Origin of the sequence: Ponticaulis profundi, from assembly GCF_042659465.1 — a bacterium.
In the GTDB taxonomy this organism is placed as follows: Bacteria; Pseudomonadota; Alphaproteobacteria; order Caulobacterales; family Hyphomonadaceae; genus Ponticaulis; species Ponticaulis profundi.
Window position 1 is genome coordinate 161696 of sequence record NZ_JBHSSW010000066.1, and the last position, 16763, is coordinate 178458.

General features: G+C 55.0%; 14 protein-coding genes and 1 tRNA gene. 9 read left to right on the plus strand and 6 right to left on the minus strand.

Going from position 1 to position 16763, the window contains the following annotated elements; all coding sequences use genetic code 11:
• The first annotated feature begins 2 nt into the window (after window positions 1-2).
• From ACFQDM_RS16710 to ACFQDM_RS16725, 4 genes are read left to right on the plus strand one after another with little or no spacing between them, the layout of a single operon-like run.
• A complete protein-coding gene (locus ACFQDM_RS16710) occupies window positions 3-1151 on the plus strand; it encodes a thiolase family protein (protein ID WP_377381084.1) in 1149 nt (382 codons plus the stop codon).
• Window positions 1152-1155: 4 nt separating this feature from the next.
• Window positions 1156-2055, plus strand: a complete 900-nt coding sequence (locus ACFQDM_RS16715; RefSeq protein ID WP_377381086.1) for an SDR family NAD(P)-dependent oxidoreductase — start codon at window positions 1156-1158, stop codon at window positions 2053-2055.
• Between the two features lie 42 nt (window positions 2056-2097).
• Window positions 2098-3258, plus strand: coding sequence for an acyl-CoA dehydrogenase family protein (locus tag ACFQDM_RS16720; RefSeq protein ID WP_377381089.1), 1161 nt, complete (start codon window positions 2098-2100; stop codon window positions 3256-3258).
• 30 nt (window positions 3259-3288) lie between these two features.
• On the plus strand, window positions 3289-4848 hold the full coding sequence (locus tag ACFQDM_RS16725) for an AMP-binding protein (RefSeq protein ID WP_377381092.1): 1560 nt from the start codon (window positions 3289-3291) through the stop codon (window positions 4846-4848).
• Here the strand turns inward: ACFQDM_RS16725 and ACFQDM_RS16730 are convergent.
• Both ACFQDM_RS16730 and ACFQDM_RS16735 read right to left on the minus strand, forming a co-directional pair.
• Entirely contained in the window at window positions 4845-6719 is a 1875-nt protein-coding gene (locus ACFQDM_RS16730; RefSeq protein WP_377381095.1) for an acetyl-CoA hydrolase/transferase C-terminal domain-containing protein, read from the minus strand. The genes ACFQDM_RS16725 and ACFQDM_RS16730 overlap by 4 nt on opposite strands.
• 138 nt (window positions 6720-6857) lie before the next feature.
• Window positions 6858-9125: an acyl-CoA dehydrogenase gene (locus tag ACFQDM_RS16735; RefSeq protein ID WP_377381097.1), complete on the minus strand. Its 2268-nt coding sequence runs from the start codon at window positions 9123-9125 to the stop codon at window positions 6858-6860.
• Window positions 9126-9263: 138 nt separating this feature from the next.
• Here ACFQDM_RS16735 and ACFQDM_RS16740 point away from each other — a divergent pair, with 138 nt between their 5' ends.
• Window positions 9264-10586 carry an OmpP1/FadL family transporter gene (locus ACFQDM_RS16740; RefSeq protein ID WP_377381100.1) on the plus strand — a complete coding sequence of 441 codons (1323 nt, stop codon included), beginning with the start codon at window positions 9264-9266 and terminating at the stop codon, window positions 10584-10586.
• A gap of 6 nt (window positions 10587-10592) precedes the next feature.
• Here ACFQDM_RS16740 and ACFQDM_RS16745 read toward each other — a convergent pair whose 3' ends face one another.
• Window positions 10593-11045 carry a hypothetical protein gene (locus tag ACFQDM_RS16745; protein ID WP_377381102.1) on the minus strand — a complete coding sequence of 151 codons (453 nt, stop codon included), beginning with the start codon at window positions 11043-11045 and terminating at the stop codon, window positions 10593-10595.
• A gap of 202 nt (window positions 11046-11247) precedes the next feature.
• Between ACFQDM_RS16745 and ACFQDM_RS16750 the strand changes: the two genes are divergently transcribed.
• The gene (locus tag ACFQDM_RS16750) at window positions 11248-11841 is read left to right on the plus strand and encodes an ECF-type sigma factor (RefSeq protein WP_377381105.1); all 594 of its coding nucleotides are present in this window, start codon (window positions 11248-11250) and stop codon (window positions 11839-11841) included.
• 33 nt (window positions 11842-11874) lie between these two features.
• Here ACFQDM_RS16750 and ACFQDM_RS16755 read toward each other — a convergent pair whose 3' ends face one another.
• From ACFQDM_RS16755 to ACFQDM_RS16765, 3 genes are all read right to left on the minus strand, one after another.
• Window positions 11875-13134, minus strand: coding sequence for an acyl-CoA dehydrogenase family protein (locus ACFQDM_RS16755; protein ID WP_377381108.1), 1260 nt, complete (start codon window positions 13132-13134; stop codon window positions 11875-11877).
• A 16-nt stretch (window positions 13135-13150) separates the two neighbouring features.
• Window positions 13151-14272 (minus strand): acyl-CoA dehydrogenase family protein, encoded by a 1122-nt coding sequence (locus ACFQDM_RS16760; RefSeq protein ID WP_377381111.1) that lies wholly within the window; start codon window positions 14270-14272, stop codon window positions 13151-13153.
• A gap of 262 nt (window positions 14273-14534) precedes the next feature.
• Window positions 14535-14619, minus strand: a tRNA-Leu gene (locus ACFQDM_RS16765).
• Between the two features lie 47 nt (window positions 14620-14666).
• Here ACFQDM_RS16765 and ACFQDM_RS16770 point away from each other — a divergent pair.
• The 3 genes from ACFQDM_RS16770 (at window position 14667) to ACFQDM_RS16780 (ending at window position 16759) form a co-directional block, all read left to right on the plus strand.
• Entirely contained in the window at window positions 14667-14846 is a 180-nt protein-coding gene (locus ACFQDM_RS16770) for a hypothetical protein (protein WP_377381114.1), read from the plus strand.
• Window positions 14847-15158: 312 nt separating this feature from the next.
• Window positions 15159-15812, plus strand: a complete 654-nt coding sequence (gene paoA / locus ACFQDM_RS16775; protein WP_377382483.1) for an aldehyde dehydrogenase iron-sulfur subunit PaoA — start codon at window positions 15159-15161, stop codon at window positions 15810-15812.
• Window positions 15809-16759 (plus strand): FAD binding domain-containing protein, encoded by a 951-nt coding sequence (locus tag ACFQDM_RS16780; protein WP_377381116.1) that lies wholly within the window; start codon window positions 15809-15811, stop codon window positions 16757-16759. The genes paoA and ACFQDM_RS16780 overlap by 4 nt, the downstream gene beginning before the upstream one ends.
• The last annotated feature ends 4 nt before the right edge of the window (window positions 16760-16763 follow it).

The window sequence follows — 16763 nt, forward strand, 5'->3', positions numbered from 1 at the left end:
ACATGTCAGACGTCTATATTGCAGGAATTGATATGATCCGGTTCGGTCGATATCCGGACCGAACTGTGCCGGGGCTTGCCGCTGAAGCCGCGCTCATGGCGCTCGACGATGCGGGCCTGAGCATTAAGGACATGCAAGCTCTGTATTGCGGAAACCTTGGCCAGGCAAACGGGATGGTTGGTCAGCGAATGCTTGCTGAAATTGGCCAGACCGGCATCCCCGTGACCAATGTTGCAAATGCCTGCGCAACCGGCGCGACGGCGTTTCGCGATGCCTGGATGGCCGTAAAAGCCGGTGTCTATGACATCGTACTTGCTGTCGGTGTTGAGCAGATGGGTAAAGGCCTGCTCGGCGGAGGCGCAGGAGGACCGTCACCCGAAGGTCTGATCGGCTCGGGCACCATGCCAGCCATGTTTAGCCACGTCGGGATGGAGCACGCTCGCAAATACGGCACGACCTTTGATCAGTTTGCGCGGGTTTCCGTGAAGAACCACTGGCATTCGACGATGAATGAGAAGTCGATGTACCGGAAGGAGACACCGCTGCAGGAAGTCATGTCTGCAGAAATGATCGCCTGGCCGAACACCAAACTGATGTGTTCTGTCAATGTCGACGGGTCTGCGGCCGCTGTTCTGATTTCCGAAAAGAAAATGAAAGAGCTCGGTCTTACCGATCGTGCCGTTCGTGTCCGCGCGTCTGAAATGAGCTCAAACCCGTTTCAGGAACGTCAGATGGCGATGCCGGATTTCAGTGCTGCGACGCGCGTTGCGGCAGCATCCGCCTATGAGCGGGCCGGTGTGGGGCCAGACGATATCAATCTGATTGAGCTGCATGACTGCTTCGCAACGGCTGAGATCGTGCACTATGAAAATCTCGGCATCTGCAAGGATGGCGAAGCCGGGCGTCTGATCAATGATGGTGAAACCCAGCTTGGCGGACGTATTCCTGTGAATGTGTCCGGTGGTTTGCTTTCAAAGGGGCATCCGCTCGGTGCGACTGGGATTGCGAACATCTATGAGATTTCGACACATTTGCGTGGCCGTGCCGGTGACCGTCAGGTCGAAGGTGCGCGCATGGGGCTGACGCATGTTGTCGGCGGCGGCCCGGGAATGGGAACAGCCTGCGCGATCCACATTCTGGAAAAGGTGTAGGCCCATGAAGGATTTCAAAGACAGCGTCGCCGTTGTTACGGGCGGTGCAAGTGGTCTTGGGTTTGCCCTTGCGAAAGCTGCGCAGGCGCGAGGCGCCAAGCTGGTGATTGCCGACATCCGCGAAGACGCATTGGAGGCAGCAGAAGCGGAACTTTCCGGCGGTGGTGATGTCATGACCTTTCGCGTTGATGTGTCGAAAGGTGAGGAGCTGCAGGCGCTGGCGGACGCCACGATTGAGCACTTCGGCAAGGTCAATATGCTGTTCAATAACGCCGGGATCTTTGCCTCTGGCCTGACCTGGGAGACCTCCGAGGAGGAATATGACTGGGTGATCGGTGTGAACCAGAGGTCCGTCTTCAATGGTATCAGATCGTTCGTGCCACTCATGCTGAAGCAGAACGATCCGTGCCATGTGATTACGGTATCTTCCGGCGCCGGTATAACCGTAAATCCGGGCTTCTGTACCTACTCAATGACGAAGCACGCCGTGGTCGGTCTAACCGAGGCGCTTTACCTGGATCTCCAGGCGCAGGGCGCCGAGAATATCGGTGTGACCATTGTCATGCCAGGAATGTCTCAGTCAGGGATCATGTCTCCTGAGAAGACCACACCGAATGCCCTTCAGAAGGAAGTCGGGAATCGCAAATCGAATAACATCCTGAAGGCACTGGAAACCGTTATGCAGGCCGGTGTCGACGCAGGGCTTCCTGCCGACGAGCTCGCTGAAATTGTTTTTCAGGCGATCGAACGAGACGATCTTTATGTGCTGCCGGCCTTTATGGATGAAGGCAATCAGGCTTTCGCTGCGGCCGTGGCGATGGGACGTGCAACGGGGCAGAATAACTATCCACCTTTCACAGAAGCCTTTTTGCAGACATTAAAGGAAATCGAACAAGCCGGATAAGGCGCCAGAAGAGCGCCGCCGGATATATCGGGAGGAAAACGCATGCATGGTCTGAACGAAGACCAGATGATGATGCGTGATGTGGCCGCGAAGTTCGCGAAGAACGAACTCATGCCCATCGCCAATGACATCGATCTGACAGAAGAAACACCGGAATGGGTCATCAAACGTTGTGGAGAGCTTGGTTTTCTTGGCGTCTTTATTCCTGAGGAATATGGCGGGATAGATGCAGGGCTGACGACGGCGTGCCTGATCCTGGAGGAAATTGCAAAAGCCAGTCCCGCCTTCGCCGGTGTGCTGTCGGTCGAGATGATCCTCTGCCCGGAAACGGTTCGCTTATTGGGCAATGAAGAACAGAAGAAGCGACTGCTTCCTGCGTCTGCCAGTGGTGAACGGGTTATGGCTTATTCGCAGACGGAACCTTCCGGAGCAGCAAATATTGGCTTTCACCAGACGCGTTTGACCGAAGACGGAAACGGGTATCGGCTAAACGGTCATAAACTGTTCTGCACGCAGGGGCACGCGAAAACCTATCTGGTGATGTGCCGGACCGAAAAAGACGGTCAGCAGGGATATGGCTGCGTCATCGTTGAAGCAGAAGACGAAGGTTTCGACATTCAGAAATATGAAGACAAGCTGGGCTGGCGCGGCACGAATACCGGACCGATCGCCTTCAATAATGTGTCGATTTCGGCAGATGATATTCTTGGGAATATTCTGTCCGGAGGTCCGGATCACGGCCCAGCAAATCAAGTGAGCTTTATGGGCCACGCAGCGACATCACTCGGCTGTATGGAAGGCCTGTTCGATCTGACGATGGAGTATATCAAACAGCGTGAACTCTATGGCGAGTCCATGCTTCGTTTGTCTCCGATCACAGACCGTATGGCGCAGATTTTTACCAAAATCGAAGCCTGCCGGGCATTGCTCTACAGCTCCACAGCCCAGCATGAGGCGGGTACGATGACGCTTCCGATGGGCAGCGCCTGTAAGGCGTATATCTGCGATACGGCCTTCGAGTGTACGAGCCAGCTGCTGCAGATGTGGGGTGGCAGTGGCATTATGAACTCGACAGGTGTGAACCGATACATGCGGGATGCTCGCGCCAAGATGGTCGCCGAAGCGACGACTGAAATGCATCACTCAATTATTGCAACCGCGCTGGATCTGGGTGGCCCATTCGCCCCCGGCGCACGCCTTTGATTTTCCAGATTTGAGAACAGGACCCTTGTGATGAGCAACGCAGAAACCTTTCTTCATCCGTCCGAATATCCCGTCTCGCCGGTCATGAACGCTTTGGTGAGAGACTGGAACAAGCCGATTGTTGAGCTGGTTGGTGGCCGCAGCTGGACGGGCGGTGATATCATTATGAAGATCAGCCAGTTGACGCAGGCGCTTCAGGAAGCTGGCGTCAAAGGTGGTGCGCGTGTTGCCTTGCTGGCGGGCAATTCGATCGAAGTGCTTCTCCTGCACAATGCGCTTGGTTTTGCAGGCGGCTGCCTGGTCGCGATGCATCCTATGGGGTCAGCGGATGACCATTTGTTTGCGATTGAAGACGGTGAGGTCGATTTTCTGATCTATGACCCATCCAAGTTCGCCAAGCGCGTTGAAGAACTCCAGCAGCGAACGAACCGTTTGAAGTCGATCCTGTCGCTTGGTGATGGCAAACTCGGTGAGGATCTCCTGAAGCAGGCTGAGGCCAAAACACCTGGGCCTCTGACGGCTCCAGAGCTGCCGGATAACGCGATTACGCGGCTTTCTTACTCCGGTGGCACCACGGGAACGCCTAAGGCGATACCCGGCTCACCGCGAGTGGGCGCGATGGCGTCGCAAATCATGATGACGGACTGGGAGTGGCCGACTGAGCCGCGCATGCTGGCTGTGGTTCCTCTCAGCCATGCGGGCGGTAGTCTGTTTGGTCCGACCGTTCTGAAAAGCGGCACCATGGTTGTTATGACGAGCTTTGATCCGGCCGAGGTGATGCGCGTTATTCAGGAACACAAGATCACCTGCACCATGCTCGTGCCAACCATGATCTACGCCATTCTCGATCATCCGGATTTCGACAAATACGATCTCTCGAGTCTGGAAACGATCTTCTACGGTGCCTCGCTCATGTCGCCTGTGCGCTTGAAAGAAGGGATTGAGCGGATCGGTCCGGTGTTCTTCCAGTTTTATGGTCAGGCCGAAGCACCCATGACCGTGATGACACTTCGCCGGTCTGAGCACGATCCGAATAATTTGGAGAGGCTGGCGTCATGCGGTCGTCCGACGCCATGGTTGAATGTGGCACTGCTGGATGATGACGATCAACCCGTGCCGGATGGTGAGCCAGGGGAAATCTGTGTTCGCGGGCCACTGGTTATGGATGGGTATCTGAACCGTGATGAGCTGAACAAGCAGACGTTTTCAGGAGGCTGGCTGCATACAGGTGACGTTGCGCTGAAAGACCCGGATGGTTTCTATCGGATCGTTGATCGCAAAAAGGATATGATTGTCACCGGTGGTTTCAATGTGTTCCCGTCTGAAGTCGAAAATGTCATCGCTCAACATCCATCCGTGGCGCAGGTGTCTGTCTTCGGTGTGCCGGATGAAAAATGGGGCGAAGCTGTTCAGGCAGCTGTTGTTCTGCGTCCGGGAGCGCGTGTGGAGGCTTCTGAGCTGATCGCACTCGTGCGGGAACACAAAGGTCCTGTTCAGGCACCGAAAAACATTGTCTTCATTGATGCCATTCCACAGACGGCTGTGGGAAAGCCGGACAAGAAAGCCCTGAAAGCGGCGTATGCCGCTTAAAGAACATCGTCGAGCGCCTGAGCGACAAGCTTTGCCATGATCTTGTCTTTCAGGCCGTTCGGTTTGTCGAGTTTGATCCGCTCCATATGGTCCTGATACCGATCCGGATTGGCGCCGAAGATCGCCTTGAGGGCGAAACCGAAGCGTTCACCTGAAGCCATTTTCTCCTTCAGATGCGGCAAAGCCAGAGCGAGATTTTGTTCCAGGACGTCCATCTCTGTTCCGAACGGAAAGGCGGGTAGCACGTTCTGGAAAGGTGCCAGTGATGTCTCGATCATCTCGGGTGTGTTGTGGCGCCAGTCGTCTGGAATCTGGAAATCCTTGCGGAGTTTCTTTGAAGCCTTGGCGTCTTCAGCCAGCTGATCAAGAAACCTGCTGTCAGAGATCGCCAGCATGCGTTTGACGCATTCCTCATCGGTCTGGCCACGCAGGTCAGCGATGCCATATTCTGTGATGACGATATCGCGCAAATGGCGTGGGACGGTCGTGTGGCCATAGTTCCAGACAATGTTGGATTCGACTTTACCACCGCTCTCACGGGTCGATTTGAGCAAGATGACGGATCGGCCACCGTCGAGCTCATGCGCCTGGGAGACGAAATTATACTGGCCGCCAACTCCGCTGACCACGCGTTCGTCTTCCAGCGCGTCAGAAATCACAGCGCCGAGAACCGTCACTTTCATCGCAATGTTGATAAAGCGTGCATGCTGCCTTTGCGCGCGTTTTTCGTCCTCGCGGCCATAGAGCGCGTTGATGTCTCCAACGCTCGTCATGTTGATGCGGGAAAGGATGTCATTAGATGAGGCATGCAGTTTTTTGTAGAAGTTCTGTGGGCCGAGGAAGAAGCCGCCATCCAGCGTGACAGGGCGATCTGGATAAACCTCTCGAGTGAAGAGACCGGAGAGCAGAAGCTCAAACATACCCTGAGTGAACATTTCAGTGCAGCCGTAAAGCCCGGTTTCAAACTTGTCTGTGCCGCCAATCTCGACAGGCCCCTTTTCGCCGGGCAAAGCGGTGATGGCTTTGCGGAATTCTTCGGTGTTCTGATGACGAAGCCGGATGGCTTCTGCGGCGCCATCACCGAGTGAACCAATTCCGATCTGTAGCGTGCCGGCGTCCTTCACCAGGGTCGCAGCGCGCAGGCCGATGGCATAGCTGGTGGTATCGACGCGGGAAGCTGGTGGGCCGGGTAGGTCATAGCCGTCGCAATCGAGGAATACGTCGAATGTTTCAGCAGGGACCTCTGCATCATTTGGCATGAAAGGGAGGTTTGGGTTCACTTCGCCGACGACGATGAACTGATCTCGCGGCACGTGCTGGCGCATATAGGGGATCATGTCGAGGGTCAGGTCAGAGTTGCAGGACAGGCTGTAGCGCCCATCACGCTCGGCAATCATCTGGCCAAGCACGTTCACATTGCAGGAGATAATTCGGCGCATGGCGTGAGTGTAGTTCACGCTGTTGTAATGGCGCTGCGCATACTCGTTGGACAAAAGCGTGCCGGTCGCAAGGAAGAACTCTTCGACTTCGACATTTGGCGGCAACTGGCCTTTGCCACGATCAATAGCGTAGGTGAGGCCCGGATAGTCACCGAAGAGCTTGTCGATCAGTGGTCCACCAAAATCGCGCTCCAGGCCTGCCGATGGAGTGGGGCGCACAATGGACAGCGCGGTGTAGATTTTCAGCGAGATCGAAGGATCTTCTTTCGCCATATCATAGAGCGCATTGGTCAGAAGATTCGCCTTGCCGATACCGAGGGGCAGGGCGAGGCGGATATCCTTGCCGACGGCGTGGACAATGGCTTTGGCGCAGCTCCGCGCGGATGCGTAACGTGACTCAAGATTTGGAAATATGGTCTCTGAATCTGACATGGAAACGCAGGTAATCCTCTAAAACACAGTGCTCAAATAGACCCACGTGAGCGCCAGAGCGAGCGTGTGACCCGTAACGATGGTCGCTCAGCACGTCTTCGACAACACGGAGGGGTGATTGTTCACATATATGCTAATTCAAGCGGACGCCACGCCTTCCTTGATCGAACTTGTCTCAGCTTCGACGTCTCCGCGTAAAAGATCGGGATCAAACGAGTTTACTTCGATGACGCGCCGTACGGCTGCCTGCCAATCGGTCAATCGATCATACTCCTCGAGCGAAATCAGCTCCTGTTCGAGTGCAGATTTCGTGTCCGTCGTCTGTGATTCTTTGAGCCGGTCGCGAAGGGGCTGGATCGCGACGGAAAGCTTGAGCGCTTTTTCGAGTGCACAGATAGGACCATTCGGATCACCTTCAAAAACGCCTGTTGCAAGACGGCTTCGGCTTGCGCCAGGCGTCTGAGCGAGTTTGGCAACCTTGGCCATCAGTCGGTCTGAGGCTCCCTTGCGTGGTGAGCCACCTGTCTGCGTGAGTGTCTTGATCAGCCAGCCAAAGAAGCTGTTCGGGAAATTGTCTGCGACAGCAGCAAGGTCTCGCTGCATCCGCGCGGTCCCTTCAGCAAAAAGATAGTCCAGATAAGGGCGGTCTTCTTCCGGTGTGCCGTCCTCTTCAAACCGTTTCAGAGCGGCGCTCAGCAGGAACAGTTCAGCCAGCACATCGCCGAGGCGAGCGGAAATGCTTTCCTTGAATTTCAGGGCGCCGCCGAGAATGCCAAGAGAAATTTCCGAAGCGATCGCAAGATGTGCGCTGAATTGCGACAATTCACGGTAATAGTGCTCTTCGAGCGGCTTGTCATCAGGGGCATGCGCAAAGCGGCCGCGTGTTAGCCCGTGCCACCAACTACGAAATGCGTTTGCGACGTCGTGACCCACATGCTTCCAGAGCAGATCATCGAACGTCTTCAGAGCTTCGTCTTCATCGTCGAGCGAAACAGCTTTCATTTCTTCGAGGATGTAGGGGTGACAGCGGATAGCACCCTGACCGAAAATGATCAGGCTACGTGTCAGAATATTTGCACCTTCGACGGTGATGCCGATTGGGATCGCTCTGTAGGGGGCTTCGAGATAGTTGTCCGGACCGACACAAATACCTTTGCCTCCATGGATATCCATGGCGTCGTTGATGGTTTCACGCATGCGTTCCGTCGCGTGATATTTCATGATCGCAGAGGCCACACCCGGGTGGTGACCAAGGTCCAGCCCCATCGTCATGAAACGACGCGCCGCTTCCAGCTGGTAAGCATTTGCAGCGATTGGCGCGAGTTTTTCCTGCACACCCTCAAATTTGCCGATCGGTATTCCGAATTGCTCGCGGACACGCGCATAGGCGCCTGTTGTCTTCGCAGACACCTGAGCCGCCGCCGTCGAGAGAGAAGGCAGAGATATCCCTCGGCCAGCGGCGAGGGCGCCCATCAGCATTTTCCAGCCCTGGCCAATCTGCTCCTTACCGCCTAGAATCTGATCCATCGGGATGAATACATCCTCGCCCCAGCTCGGCCCATTCTGGAAAGCAAGACCCGTCGGTAAGTGACGATCACCGATTTTCACGCCTGGAAGGTCGGTTGGCACCAGTCCGACGGTGATACCGAGATCGTCTTCATCACCAAGCAAATGATCGGGATCATGAAGTTTGAATGCCAGGCCGATCAGCGTTGCGACTGGTCCGAGCGTGGTGTAGCGCTTCTCCCAATTGAGACGGATGCCGAGCGTCTTCTCGCCGTTCCACTCACCTTCAGAGACAATGCCGGTAGCTGTCATTGCCGAGGCATCCGAGCCGGCTTCAACGCCTGTGAGCGCAAAGCACGGAATCTCTTCACCGCGGGCAAGGCGTGGCAAGTAATGGGATTTTTGTTCACTCGTTCCGTACAACATGAGCAGCTCGCCCGGTCCGAGAGAGTTTGGCACCATGACGGTCACGGCCGCTGAGACGTTACAGGTCGCAATGCGCTTAACGACTTCCGAGTGTGCGGAAGCTGAGAAACCGAGACCCTCATAGTCTTCGGGAATAATCATCCCGAAGAATTTGTTGGCCTTCAGAAAGGCCCATGCCTCTTCGGGGAGATCCAGTTTTTCGTGTTCGATTTCGAAGTTATCGAGCATGCTGCAGAATTCAGCGACGGGCCCTTTTATGAAAGATTGTTCCGCCTGTGAGAACGGTTGCTGCTGAAAGTCACTGAACTTTGACCAGTCAGGTTTGCCGCTCATAAGTTCGGCTTCCCACCAGACGTCACCAGCCTCTAGCGCCTGAGCCTCGGTATCGGATAGCGGCGGTAAAACGCCCTTATACCAGTTCATCAAAGGTTTTGTGAGAACGGAACTACGGAAGGTTTTAAGTGGATTGCTCATAAAAAATCGCTTCTTGCAGTCTTTATCAAATTAACGCATGGGAGGCGCCCGCAGTTCCAGAAAGAAGACTTTCTTATTGGAACTGTTTTCAGACAATCACGTTTGATCACCCAAGTCATATTTTAAGGCGAGGAATTTATGATAAGACTTTTGACCTCCACCGCGCTGATTTCCGTAGTATTGGGCGCCGGTGTTGCTTCGGCAGATAGCTTTGCAATCAACGAATACACGAGCTCGGATCTGGGGCGCGCGAACTCAGGACGCGTTGTTCAGACAGAAGACCCGGCGGCGGCTTTCGGTAATCCGGCGCTTATGACGGATTTCGATGGCAAGGCTGTTTCGGTCGGCGTCAGCGCGATTCTGGGTGACGCGACCTACACAGACCTTGGATCTACTGACGCCATTGGGCAGCCGCTGGGCGGAGATACAAGTGGCATCATCGAAGACGCATATGTGCCGTATGCTCATGGTGTTTTCCCGATTGCTGAAAAGTGGTGGCTCGGCATTTCGGTGACAGCACCTTTCGGTCTGGCAACAGCTTATGAAGACGACTGGTCCGGGCGCTATCAGGCTATCGATTCCGATCTGAAAACCATCAATATCAACCCAAGTCTCGCATACAAACTGAACGATCAATTCTCGTTCGGTGGCGGTGTCAGCATTCAGTATGTTGAAGCTGAGCTGTCGAGTGGGATTGATTTCGGCACAGTTTGCTTCAGCCAGGTCGGACCGGCTCAGTGTTCTGCGCTTGGCGTGCTGCCTCAGACGGCTGATGGGCGATCAACAATTGAAGGCGAAGATTGGTCGATCGGGTGGAACCTCGGCATGACTTACACGCCAAACAATGCGTGGAAGTTCGGTTTCCACTACCGTTCAGGTGTCGATCACAAACTCACAGGCGATGCAGATTTCGAGGTTCCCGCTCAGGCGCAATTCCTGACAGCCACTGGCGCATTCATGGATACGCCAGCAAAAGCATATCTCGATCTACCAGCCGCGTGGGAAATCGGTGCCAGCTGGAAAGTGACGCCAAAAGCGACAATTTATGCAGATGCAATCTGGATGGAATGGTCTTCGCTGGAAGAGCTGCGCGTTCAATTCACGAATAATGCACAGCCCGATTCCGTTGAGCCGCTTCGTTACGAAGATGCAGGTCGCTACAGCATCGGCGCAGATTATGATCTGACTGATTCCTGGACCATCCGTGCAGGCTTTGCTTATGACGAAACGCCGGTTCAACCGGACCACCGCTCTGCACGTATCCCCGATCATGATCGTCAGATTTACGCAGTTGGCACGAGCTGGACACCCGTCGAAAACTGGACGTTCGATCTGGCGTACAACCGCATCGAAATCGGTGAAACGACCTTTGATGCCACCGGTCGCTTCAATGATCGTGTCTATGGCGACTATACGGGCGAAGCCGACCTGATCGCCATTAGTGCAACCAAACGCTTCTAGGTTGGGCTAGTCTATTGTGCGAATTGGCTGGCCAGGCTGGCGAGCCATTTCCACATAGCGAGAGACTTTCGCTTCAACGGCTTGCTTGGTGCTATCCAGAAAGCAGCTAGGAAGCGTTCCTGTATCACCGACTTCATCGCCGAAGTTTTTCTGAACTTTGTCGGCAAAGTCGGTGGTCATGTCGGTCTTGAGATCACTGAAATCGATCGACACCTCCAGGGGTTCCGCCTTCTGGACATACCAGACGCTTCGATCGGCTGTAGACATGTAGCAGCTACCCCACATCGTGGCTTTTATGCTTGTGAGATCCTGAAAATTCCGCGTTTCTGTCGATGTGGCGGCTTGTGATGCTGGCGCATCTGATTCCGTCGCTGTGCTTTGATTTGAAGTCTGGTTTTCTCCACATGCAGCGGTCATGAGGGCAAAGGCAGACAGGCAAATCATTTTTTGAGTCTTCATGGCGGGTCTCCTGCTTGAAACGTTTGGTCGTCGAAGTCGGTTCGTTATGGAGTCCACGCGACACAAGCCTAAAACATGACACGCTAATTGAGCCTGCATTTGCGGCTAGTCATCGCATGTTCATGTATTAGTCTGCACAACAACATTGTTTTCCGGGGCTAATTCGCGCTAGCTGAGCGTGTGAGGAGGGTGTTGGGCGATCATGGATGGTTCATTTCTGTCAGACAGAGCGATTTGGGAAGAAGAGGACTGTCTTTCCGCCAGTTTTCTGTTTGAGAAGCACTATGATGAACTTCTGCGACTGGCGCGGCAAATTCGGCGCCGTCGGATGACGCATGACACCTATCTGACCGGCGATCTGCTTCACGATGCGTATATGAAACTGAAACAGGATCATGAATGGCGTGAGAAAGATCATTTTCTGGCATCGATCGCGCTCGCATTGCGTCACACGCTGGTCAGCCACGCGCGCACTCGGCTCGCCGCGAAGCGTGGCGGCGGCGTGAAGCCGGAGTCGCTGGATGATGTTGATCCAGCTGACGATCACACCTCAGCACAACTCGACCGCATGTTGGATGTAAATGCCAGTCTGGAAGATCTGGCAGTCGAATCCCCGAGACTTGTCAAAGTTATCGATTGCCGGTTTTTCGCAGGATACACGGAAGAAGAGACAGCTGATCTCCTGGGCGTGACATCGCGCACGGTGCGTCGGGACTGGGAAAAGGCTCGCGCTTATCTCAAGCTGCGCTTTGAACTGGCTGGTAAACCAAATCCGCAACCTGACGCAAACGCGTGAGACGGCCGACTATCGGCCGCCTCAGGAAAAAAATCACGATTTAGAACGCCCACTGGTCGGGATGTCCTTGAAAGCAACGTCCTTATCAACCCGGATATCACCCGGAAGTCCCAGCACGCGCTCACCGATAATATTGCGCAGGATTTCGTCTGAGCCGCCTTCGATTCGTGTCGCGGGTGAGCGCAGCAAAATCGACTGGAAGCGACCATTCTCCGAATTCTCACCCTTTCGGAGCACACCTGCCTGACCCTGCAGATCAAGTGCATACATGGCGATGTCCTGCATGGTCGCGCCGGCAACAAGTTTTCCTATGGAATTCTCAGGGCCCGGCATTTCGCCTTTCGACAAGGCCGTCAGGGACCGCATCGCGGTATATTTGAGGCCGGACTGGCGTACCGCATACTGCGCCAGCCGGGATTGGACACCACGATCCCTGATCGCTGGTTTGCCATCGACTTCGACTTTGGCGCAATAGTCGAACAGTTCCGGGAAGCCAGTCGACATGCCTGAGCCAATGGACAGGCGTTCATTCATCAGGGTTGTCAGGGAGACGGCCCAACCCTGTCCAACATCGCCGAGCCGCTGGGCGGCAGGAATGCGAACGTCGGTGAAATAGACCTCGTTGAATTCAGATGCGCCATTGGCTTGTTTGATCGGACGAACTTCCACCCCAGGTGACTTCATCGAGAGGAAGAACATGGTCAGACCCTTGTGCTTTGGCACGTTCGGGTCCGTCCGGGCGATCAGCAGGCCCCAATCGGAATTGTGCGCGCCGCTCGTCCAGATCTTTTGTCCATTGATGATCCAGTCACCTGAGCCATCTTCGGCCGGAACGGCACGCGTGCGTAGCCCGGCAAGGTCTGAGCCGCTGGCCGGTTCCGAGAAGAGCTGGCACCAGATTTCCTCGCCATTTGCAAGCGGCGGCAGGAGTTCGCGCTTCTGCTCTTCGCTTGCCCAGGCCATAACGGTCGGACCACACATGCCATGGCCAATGGTGAATGGGCCAGAAAGGGTCGAATAGACGCCTTCTTCCTGGTTCCAGATGACGCGTTCCATCGGCGTCCGTGCGCCGCCGCCATACTCTTTAGGCCAGTGAAGGCAGGCCCAGCCGGCATCGGCTTTCTTCTTTTGCCAAGCTTTCGCGGCTTTGATCGGGTCTTCGCTTGTCAGTCCGGATGAGCCAAAGCTTGCCCGCTTCAGTTCCGGTTCGAGATGTTTTGGCGCATTGGCGTCAATCCAGGCGCGCACTTCTTTGCGAAACGCGGCCTCTTGTGGGGAATCGTTGAAATCCATGATTTCGGTCCTTTCTTCAGGCTGCGTCTGTGAGATCTTGCTCGCTCATGCGGACGATGAGTTCACGTTCCCAGCTGGAAAGCGAACCAAGCACAAGGGCGAGAGCATTCGAGCGCCGATAATAGAGATGGCAGTCGAATTCCCAGGTGAAGCCCATGCCGCCATGAACCTGAATGTTGTTTTTTGCGCAGTGTTGAAACGCATTTGTCGCTGAAACGCGCGCTGTTGCTGCGGCCACGGGAAGTTCTTCTGAACGGGTCGAAAGCGCCCATGCCGCATAATAGCAGTTTGACCGTGCAAGCGTCGCCGAAACGTACATATCGGCCAGCATGTGCTTGATAGCCTGGAACGAACCGATGGGACGGCCAAACGCCATGCGTTCAAGCGCGTAGTCGCGTCCCATCTCCAGGGCCCGATCGGCCCCGCCAAGTTGCTCGAATGCCAGAAGCACCGCCGCGCGGTCCATGACAGTCGTCAGGATGTGCCAGCCATCGCCTTCCGCAACGAGCGCTTCGGCAGGCGCGTTCTGAAAACTCAGCTCGGCATAGTTCTTGGTCGGATCGACGGTTTCAACGACCGTCCGCGATACCCCATCCGCCGACAGGTCGACCAGGAAGAGTGACGTTTTACCGTTGGATTTTGCTGCAACAACGGCGAAGTCCGCAATGCTTCCATCTGCGACAGGTAGTTTCGTGCCGCTGAGCTTACCGTCTGAAACGGTGGCAGAGATCTTGTCATCAGACATCTCACCCAGGCCTTCGGCATAGGCAAAACAGCCAACGCTTTCGCCGGAGGCCAGAGCTGGAAGCCATTTGGACTTTTGTGCTTCACTTCCGGCTTCCAGCAGGAATTCTGCAGCAAGGTATATGGAAGAGGCGGCGGGAACCGGCGCCATGGCGCGGCCGATCTCTTCTGCGACCAGGCAGAGCTCAAGATGGCTCAGTCCAACCCCGCCATACTCTTCCGGAATGGCGACGCTCAGCGCGCCCAGTTCAGCCAGCCCTTTATAGACGTCCGCCGCATAGGTTGTGTCAGATTCAAGGACCTCGCGAACCTTTGAAGTTGGGCATTTTTCGGTCAGGTATCGCCTGACCTGTTCCTGCAATTGTTTCTGATCATCTGAGAAATCCAGATTCATGTTTGCCTCCCGTCAAACCTGTTTGCCCGGTTGATCCGGACTATCGGTAATTTACCTGACTTAATCGGTCGGGGGCGGGTGTCGTCAATCCGTGCCATTAGGGAAGGTAAGGGCTGGCACGGCAGTTTTTCGCTGATCACGCATCAGTTGACGGGAAACTGTCAGGCAACTGCAGTGGCCAAACACGCCAGAGAGGTGAGCGTCGTTCGCGCCAAGCGGCTTCGCTCGTCAGTGTATCATTGCGTGAAAGTGCGGGGAGGATTGGTGCTCAAGAGAGGACTCGAACCTCCACGGGTTGCCCCACACGGACCTGAACCGTGCGCGTCTACCAATTCCGCCACTTGAGCACGCTGGATTGGAGCGCGGTGTATAGCGATCTCGCAAAAATGCGTCAATGAAGAAATCAGCTGATTTTGAAAAAGTTTGTGAGGACACTTTCCTGCCTGTTTCGAGGCGCGATTCGCTGCCGCGTCGATCCATCTTCAATCCGGAGGCGGACGACGAAGAGCTTATGGTTGAGGCGCATGCGGATCCGACCGGAGAGTCGAGAGTGAAGGCGTTCACAAGTTTTTGAACGGAAGTTTTCGGTCCCGTTTTGGTGTGAAATGCGCTGTCGCATAGTGGCCTTTACGCCGATATCCCGGCTTATGACGCTTTCGAGCAATTATCTGTAATTGTTGAGAAAAAAGATCTCCCGCAACGCTCTTTCGGCGTGGACGAAATTATTTCCGAAATGATGGAACCTTCAGGCAAAGATGAACTTATGAGTAGGAGGCATAAGTTCATCCCGCCTACACCCCATGATGCGCGTACGCTTTCGCACTATTGTTAATGCAGCGCCGGAATGAGCGTATCGATTTCAAGCACCCGAACGGAGGACATGACGATGAAGCCAGAAGAACTCTTACCCCTCTCCAGGCGAAACGTCATAGTCGTTGGCGCATCGACGGCCGTCGCACTGGGCCTGAACTCGACAGCGTCTTCTGAGGAAATCGTTGAGGAACTGAAAGACCAGATGGATCTCGAAACCAGCTCTGCGGTGTCAATGACCGTGAACGGGCGCAAACTGGAAATGGTGGTTGATAACCGCGTCACACTTCTTGATGCGCTTCGTGAAGGTCTGAAGTTTACCGGTACGAAGAAGGGATGTGACCATGGTCAGTGCGGTGCCTGTACGGCGCTCGTAAATGGCAAACGGATCAACTCCTGCCTGTCTCTCGCTGTGATGCATGACGGCGACGAAATTCAGACAATTGAAGGGATTGGTACGCCGGACAAGCTGGACCCGATGCAGGAAGCCTTCATCAAGTATGATGGCTATCAGTGTGGCTATTGCACGCCCGGACAAATCTGTTCGGCAAAGGCAGTCCTTGAAGAGATCAAGGCGGGCATTCCAAGCCATGTCACAGACGACCTGAACGGCAGGATTGAGGCAACAGCGGATGAGATCAAGGAGCGTATGAGCGGCAATATCTGTCGATGTGGCGCTTACTCCAACATTCTGTCTGCCATTCAAGAAGTTTCGGAGCGTTCAGCATGAAGGCCTTTCAGTACTCAAAAGCCAAATCTCCTGAAGAAGCGGCAAAGGTCGCCGCATCCGTAGAGAACGCAAAATTCATCGCAGGCGGTACGAATCTACTCGACCTGATGAAGAATGAGATCGAGACGCCAGCACACCTGATTGATGTGAATGACCTCGATCTGCACAAAGTCACCGATCTGGAGAATGGTGGCGTGCGCATTGGCGCTCTTGTTTCCAACACGGATCTCGCGGCACATCCCCGCATTCGCAAGGATTACGGCGTTTTGTCGAGAGCGTTGCTGGCTGGGGCGTCTGGCCAGTTGCGCAATAAGGCGACGACGGCGGGCAATCTGCTGCAACGTACCCGCTGCCCGTATTTCTACGACACGAATATGGCGTGTAACAAACGTGCCCCAGGCAGCGGCTGTTCGGCGATTGGCGGCTTTACCCGGTCGCTCGCTGTCATTGGTGGTAGCGAAAACTGCATTGCAACACACCCAAGCGATATGGCGGTCGGTTTGCGTGCGCTGGATGCGTTTGTGGAAACAATTGATACAGAAGGTGACGTTCGCCAGATCCCACTGGAAGAGTTTCACAAGCTTCCGGGTGACACACCGCATATTGAGACCGTGCTGAAGCCGGGCGAATTGATCACCGGTGTGGCTCTGCCGCCGCCCCCTGGGGGCATGCATTTCTACCATAAGGTCCGCGACCGGGCATCTTATGCGTTTGCATTGGTGTCTGTTGCCCTCGTTCTGCAGCCTGATGGCACGGGACGTGTCGCGCTTGGCGGGGTTGCACCTAAGCCATGGCGTTCGAGCGCTGCCGACGCGCTACTGCCGCAAGGCGCTGCTGCGGTCATGGGTGAATTGCTGAAAAGCGCAAAGCCGACAGAAGAAAACGAATTTAAGGTCATGCTGGCGGAACGAACGCTGGCCGGTCTCCTCAGTCAGGCGAAGGAGTAATCCC